This is a genomic window from Wolbachia endosymbiont of Nomada ferruginata (assembly GCF_001675785.1).
GTDB lineage: Bacteria > Pseudomonadota > Alphaproteobacteria > Rickettsiales > Anaplasmataceae > Wolbachia > Wolbachia pipientis.
In genome coordinates this window covers 1-6,505 of the sequence record NZ_LYUY01000078.1, presented here as the reverse complement: position 1 = coordinate 6,505, position 6,505 = coordinate 1, and the positions used below count along the sequence as shown (strand labels likewise).

Sequence of the window (6,505 nt, the reverse complement as noted above, 5' to 3'; positions counted from 1 at the left end):
AGAATTTCATATACCTAGCTATGAGTAGGGTTATGTTAAAGAGGGAATATGCTTGAATTTACTTGTTTCCGGACAACCTCTAATACGAAAAAAGAAAGCGCTATGGTAGGCAGTTTGGTGCCTGGCATAATGATTGGTGGTTTTCTTGGTGTTGTACTTGGAGCTGGTGTGTATGTTGCAGTAAGTCTTTCTGGTGGTATGATACTAGGTGTAATGATAGCATCTGTTCTTGTTGCTAGTATAGCTGTTGGGCTGGCCATGTATTTTTTGAGTCAAGACTATGAACAGGCTAAAGCGATAGAAAAAACTATTAGCACTGTTAGCTCTGAAATATCTGTTGATGATACAACTGCCGCTAATAAAAATAATAAAGAAGGGCCACAACTTACATATAGCTGACCCAAGCAACACGTCATACCGCGATTCATTCGCGGTATAGATTCCGCTAACTAGTAGCGGAATGACGAATGTGTCGTTTTTCAAATTGTCGTAAGTCACTTTAGCTATAATACACACAAGGAGGGTGTCATCCCAGCGCCCCTATGATGTCATCCCAGTGCTTGACACTGGGATCCAGAAAAGTTTGCTTGTAAACTAGCATGGAAAGTAGCTGATCTTACACTAAATGAATGTTTTTGATGAGGTTGCATAGAAGCTGGATTCCAGTGTCAAGCACTGGAATGACATCGTTTACTATGTGCCATATTGCAATGTTCGTACAGTTGTAGATTTATTCGCGGTATAGATTCCGCTAACGAGTAGCGGAATGACGGTTTTTCAAATTGTCGTAAGTCAGTTTAGCTATAATATCAAATTTCACAACTTCACCAACTATTTCTTTCTATTAAATAAGAATAAATTGCCTATACAAAAATAGATTGGCAATATTTCAAGTCTGCCAAGCAGCATTAAAAACGATAGAAATAATTTTACTTCATTACTGAAAGAGGAATAATTACCCGAAGGACCTATTAAATTACTAAATCCCGGGCCAGAGTTTGTAAGCGTTGCAGAGACTGAGCTGATGCTAGTTATAAAGTCTGCATTGCTTAAGTAAGACATCACTATTGATGAAATGGTAAACGTTAACATGAAAATTGCAAAAAATATAAAGACAGAGTGAACTTCATCATTCTCCAGGGTTTTTCCATTGAATTTTACCCTATTGCCTGCGCCTGGGTTCAATAAAAGGCGAAAGTGATTTTCTATAGATCTTAGAAAAATGATCAAACGAAAGATTTTGACACCACCACTTGAAGAACCGCTACATCCACCAACAAAGGTTAGAAAAAAAGCTAAGACTGAAATGAAACTCCAATCTATATGACTACAGATTGCATAACCAGTTGACGTAATCAAGGAAGTGATGGTAAATGTGCTGCATCTAAATGATAATGACACTCCTAAATCAACATTTTTATACAACCAAAAACAAGCAAATAAAGATGAGATAGTAGCTATCTTAACAAAGTAAGAGACCTGTTCATCATAGCAAATGTCTAACCGTCTTATAATTTTTAAATAGCTAAGAAAAGGCAGAGAACCCAAAATCATAAAAATGATCGTTATGACTTCTAACATAGGGTTATTATAGTGCCCTATAGAATCATTATAGTTAGCAAATCCACCAGTTGATACGGCGGACATTCCGTGACATATTGCATCAAACAGTGGCATACCAGCTAGATAATAGGAAGATATACATAACAAAATTAGGCCATAATATATTGCTGTAACATGAATCACTACGCTTCGCGTGTTCGGCAACTTCCTTTTGGTAGCATCTGAATATTCAGAATAAAGTAAATTATTTAGGCTGAGAATCTTGAGCATAGGAAACACTGCAATTCCTATAGTTATTACACCAAAACCCCCCATGTTGTGTAGCATTGCTCTCCACAGCAATATTCCTGGAGATTGTTTTTCAATATCATTAAATATAGTTGCCCCTGTGGTTGTGATGCCAGATATCGTTTCAAACAATGCATCAACATAGCTCAGATTATCAAAATAGAAAGGAATAGCTGCAAACAGAGACAAGGCAATCCAGGTGCAACTAGTAATCGCAAAAATTGCTGGCATTCCATGCAATCTACTTAATTTACCGAGTAAAATAAAAATTGCGCCAGATGTGCAGGTAATTATGAATCCAGCGAGGAAATTTTTCCATTTGTAGCTGAGACATTTATTAGTAATAGCAGGAATAAGCATTGCTAAGCTAAACAGCAATAGGAATATTCCCACAATAAATGCAATTGAACGTAAAGTTTGTAAACGTTGATGATTTTTCATAGAGTTACTTCCTCGCTATACAAAGCCATAAAAGCTACTCTAACGTCAAGCATTTTGTTGGCCTTTATTAACAGTATACTTGATTTACTTGTAAATATGTGTGATAATTAAATTTTTATTAGAGGTAAGATATGGTTGAATTAACTAATGCACAAGAAGAAATTCTAGATTCATTAAGACAGGCAGTCCGGAATGGCAATTTTCAGGAAGTCCAGAACGTACTCGACAATAATGAACATAATGATATACAAGCAGTTTTGAGCCACGAGTGGACTTTGACTAGTGACAAAGGTACAATTTTAGATTTTGTTATGTGTTGTAGCATTACAATTAAAGCTCAAGTAGAGATCATTGAACAAATTTGGAAGGAAGCTGATCAAAAAACTCGTGATTTTTTGTGTAATACAGAATACGATCTAGCAAGAGGTGATAGTGTTAACACAATAAATATGCTTAGAGGCCTGCAAGAAAGGACCAACGATTCTAATAACGGACCTGTTCTTGGAAAAGTTATTCAAGAAATGGAAGAGCACAAGAGGGTAATGGATCTTGGTTCCAACTTAGAAGAAGCAATAGAAAACCTTGATATTGATCAAGTTAAAGCAGCATTAGAGAATTGTGGTGAAAATGCAGCAAGGGTTTTAGAGCTAGGGGTATATTGGAATGATGGAAGCATAGATGCCCTTTTAGTTTGTCCTCTGCTGACTAACTATGATAGAGAATTGAACCAAGAAGATGTGGAAAAGATAAAAGAAAGCTTTAAATTAATGTTTGATGCTGCTTCTCCAGGGCTCCTTGGGTTCGAGCCCAATGGAAATAACTATGTAATGAGTAAACTTGTAAGGGCACAAAAATATCTTGCTAAAATACCTGGAGTAGGTGAGCAATGCTTTCAAGATTTGATTCAAGAATTTGAGGAAAAACTTAGTAAAGATACACTAGATAATGCCAAGACTGATGATCAGATAGCATGGGATAAAGCGTATGCGACTCGATTTTCACAAGAAATCAATCATGATTTGTTTGAGAATGATGAATTTAATGCTTTTATGGATGACACTGATCTAGGTCAAGACACCGAAAACTCTGCACTGACTGCAGACAACAAAACCCCAGAAAAGAACGAAACAACCTTCTGGAGTGAACACAAAGGGAAGATTTCTCTAGGTGTTGGTGGACTATGCGCAGTTGGTGCTGTTGCAGCCTATGTGCTAGCGTATCCTGCAGTTGCACTGGCTTTAACAGTTTTAGCAGCAGTTATATTAATAGGTGCTGGTATTGCTAAGGTTTGTGAGAAATCAGAAAGCCCAAATACGAAAAGCTCGGACCCAGTTGTTTCTGAGTATTGCAATAATGCAAAAAGCTGTTAATCAGTAATCCATTGTTATCCCAGCGCGGCGCGCTGGGATCCAGGAATTTTATTAAGTTGGTAAGCATAAAAGTAGCCGTTTTATGTTAAAATACAACGTTTTGATGATTATGAAAAGGCTGGATTCCAGTGTCAAGCACTGGAATGACAAGAAGAGGGTACTTGGATGACAAGAAAGAGGCACTGGCTCTTGGATGGAAAGCTGGATTCCAGACTGGAATGACACCTCTCTTAGTAAAAATTACTTTTATATCATAACGTTCGTACAGTTGTGCGCACCGCTAGAACAAAGAATATAAAAAAAGTGTTGCCGTCACGTTATATCATAAACCTTTGCTGAAGCTTTCTTTATATCTTCACTTGAAAGTGGGATCAGACCAAGCCTAGATAGGTACCCATCTTCAATGCCGATCGAATCTATAATTTCTTTAATGAATTCTCTTAATCCATCAACAGTATCCAGGTGTTCTTTCTTTATGTAAAGGTATAGAGGTCTTGCTAATATATATTTTCCCGATGATATATTTTCGTAAGTTGGCTCAATTCCTGCAATTGTGCTCCCTTGTATTTTATCTTGATTCCTCATTAAAAAGCTAAAACTAAATATCCCTAAGGCATTCTTGTTACTTTTCAATTTTTGTATTATTATGTTTTCATTAATTCCAACTTCTATATACCTTCCGTCATCCCTTATATTACCACATGCTTTCTTTCTTTCTTCCTGATCTTTGTAATTCTCTTTGAAAATTCTTGAGTTCATGCATGAATATTGATCAAGCATAATAGAATTAACCAAAGTTTCGTATGTGCCTGTATTTTGATGTGGACCATAAATTTCAATTTCTGTTTTTGGTAAGGCTTGATTTACATTAGACCAAAACTTCTTATTATTTTTTACTAATTTATCATTTTCTTGAGAATATGCAGATAAAGTTTCAAATAAGTCCTTTTTTGTGAAATCAAATCTATGGCTTTGATTTGAATTTGCAATGACAACTCCATCATAGCCAATGATGATCTCTATCACTTCATTAATTTTATTCCTTTTACATAGTTCTCTTTCTACTTCCTTCATAGGGCGAGATGAAGTGGTGATGTCTGGCGTGTCTTCCCCTATTCCTGAGCAAAACATTTTGAACCCTGATCCACTTCCTATTGATTCCACAACTGGAGTCTTAAAAGGGAATACACGATTGAACTCCTCGGCTATAAACGAGATAAAAGGAAAAACGGTTGAAGATCCAACAATTCTGATGTATTTCCTGGCATCAGCATTTGACAGCGGCGTGAATAATACGAATACAAAAATCAGGAGAAAGTTTCTAAGCATTATTTTTAGTTAAGAACATAAATCTAATTATTGTAACAAAAAATCAAACTGAAAAGCTTTGATTTTCTCTTGTGATTGACCTATAGCTAATCCAATTACCGCTATTTTAATTGCATGAACATTGTAACAATGGTGTCTGCAAGCAGCTTACTGTACGAACATTGTGATTTGAGAGCAATTTCCGCTAGGAGGGTGTCATCCCAGTTCCCAGATACTGGGATCCAGTTCTTATTACCTGGTAAGTTTTCTGGATTCCAGACTGGAATGACATCGTTTACCATGTGACGAAGTACAATTTGTTAGTTAATAATCCATTGTCATCCCAGCGCCATGCGCATAACTGTACGAACATTGTGATTTGATACAAGCTACTTGCATGACAAAAGCTACAGTTTACATTTAAATTTTATTTTATATTATTGTAAGTATTACACAACTTTAAGGAACAGTTATGGCAGTTATGCCAGATAAATGGATAAGAGAAAAAGCTGAAAATTTTGGAATGATAGAACCTTTTGTGAATCACAAAAGCAGCAAAGGTGTTATATCTTTCGGACTATCATCTTATGGTTACGATGCAAGAGTGGATAATAAATTTAAAATTTTTACTAACGTTAATTCAGCTATCGTGGACCCTAAAAATTTTTCTGAGAATAGTTTTATAGATAAAGAAACAGACGTATGCATAATTCCACCAAATAGCTTTGTGCTTGCAAGTACAGTGGAATATTTTCGTATACCAAGGAATGTACTGGTCATTTGTGTTGGTAAATCAACTTACGCAAGATGTGGAATTATAGTAAACGTTACTCCCTTAGAACCTGGATGGGAAGGTCATGTTACACTCGAATTCTCAAACACCACTCCACTTCCTGCGAAAATTTACGCTAATGAAGGCGCATGCCAATTCGTATTTTTAAGCGGCGAAAGTGAATGCGAGAAATCATATGATGATATGAAAGGAAAATATATGAATCAGCATGGTATCACTTTGCCGCTGGTGAAGTGATTGCCATGAGAGTGGTAATTTTTCACTTCCGTACTTTTTCATTGTTGCTTACAATAATTATAGCTACACCATGTGCTTTTCTTAATTAAAAACTTCAATTATTAATTGTAAGTTACTGAATTTCTTATCATAGTATCTGTCATCCCAGTACCACTTTCTTGTCATCCAAGTAGCGTGACACTTGGATCTTTTCTCAACAATTTCAAAAAAATCTATCAAAAGGAGGATTACCATGTCTACAATAATTTTATCATCAATTTTTGGTCAAGCAGGCAGCATTTTTGGTCCAATTGGCCGGATTATCGGCTCAGAACTCGGTGCTCTTCTTGGTGCACAGCTAGATGGGGCAATGTTCGGCCTTGATGCCGAGCAAAAAGTAACGCATGGTGCGAGACTAAAAAATCTGCAAGTTCAAACCTCAACCTACGGCAGAACGATTCCAATTATCTATGGCACTGCTCGTGTTGCAGGGAACATTATTTGGTCACAGCCAATAAAAGAAGAG

General features: G+C 36.4%; 9 protein-coding genes. 6 read left to right on the top strand and 3 right to left on the bottom strand.

Going from position 1 to position 6,505, the window contains the following annotated elements:
* Positions 1-48 precede the first annotated feature (48 nt).
* Positions 49-399: a hypothetical protein gene (locus BA053_RS04825; protein ID WP_245611093.1), complete on the top strand. Its 351-nt coding sequence runs from the start codon at positions 49-51 to the stop codon at positions 397-399.
* Positions 400-831: 432 nt separating this feature from the next.
* Here BA053_RS04825 and BA053_RS04820 read toward each other — a convergent pair whose 3' ends face one another.
* A complete protein-coding gene (locus BA053_RS04820; protein WP_065095162.1) occupies positions 832-2,292 on the bottom strand; it encodes a TrkH family potassium uptake protein in 1,461 nt (486 codons plus the stop codon).
* Between the two features lie 131 nt (positions 2,293-2,423).
* Between BA053_RS04820 and BA053_RS04815 the strand changes: the two genes are divergently transcribed.
* On the top strand, positions 2,424-3,662 hold the full coding sequence (locus BA053_RS04815; protein ID WP_065106822.1) for a hypothetical protein: 1,239 nt from the start codon (positions 2,424-2,426) through the stop codon (positions 3,660-3,662).
* Positions 3,663-3,790: 128 nt separating this feature from the next.
* Positions 3,791-3,919, top strand: a complete 129-nt coding sequence (locus BA053_RS08385; RefSeq protein ID WP_255356249.1) for a hypothetical protein — start codon at positions 3,791-3,793, stop codon at positions 3,917-3,919.
* Between the two features lie 55 nt (positions 3,920-3,974).
* On the opposite strand, the gene BA053_RS04810 is transcribed toward BA053_RS08385, so the two are convergent.
* A complete protein-coding gene (locus BA053_RS04810) occupies positions 3,975-4,991 on the bottom strand; it encodes a substrate-binding domain-containing protein (RefSeq protein WP_065095420.1) in 1,017 nt (338 codons plus the stop codon).
* Positions 4,992-5,105: 114 nt separating this feature from the next.
* Between BA053_RS04810 and BA053_RS07435 the strand changes: the two genes are divergently transcribed.
* Both BA053_RS07435 and dcd read left to right on the top strand, forming a co-directional pair.
* Entirely contained in the window at positions 5,106-5,276 is a 171-nt protein-coding gene (locus BA053_RS07435; RefSeq protein WP_156518056.1) for a hypothetical protein, read from the top strand.
* Between the two features lie 166 nt (positions 5,277-5,442).
* Positions 5,443-6,000: a dCTP deaminase gene (gene dcd, locus BA053_RS04800; protein ID WP_006280485.1), complete on the top strand. Its 558-nt coding sequence runs from the start codon at positions 5,443-5,445 to the stop codon at positions 5,998-6,000.
* Positions 6,001-6,081: 81 nt separating this feature from the next.
* Here dcd and BA053_RS07430 read toward each other — a convergent pair whose 3' ends face one another.
* Positions 6,082-6,219 (bottom strand): hypothetical protein, encoded by a 138-nt coding sequence (locus BA053_RS07430; protein ID WP_156518229.1) that lies wholly within the window; start codon positions 6,217-6,219, stop codon positions 6,082-6,084.
* Between the two features lie 13 nt (positions 6,220-6,232).
* Between BA053_RS07430 and BA053_RS04795 the strand changes: the two genes are divergently transcribed.
* On the top strand, positions 6,233-6,505 hold a 273-nt coding region (locus BA053_RS04795; RefSeq protein ID WP_156518228.1), incomplete at its 3' end, for a hypothetical protein.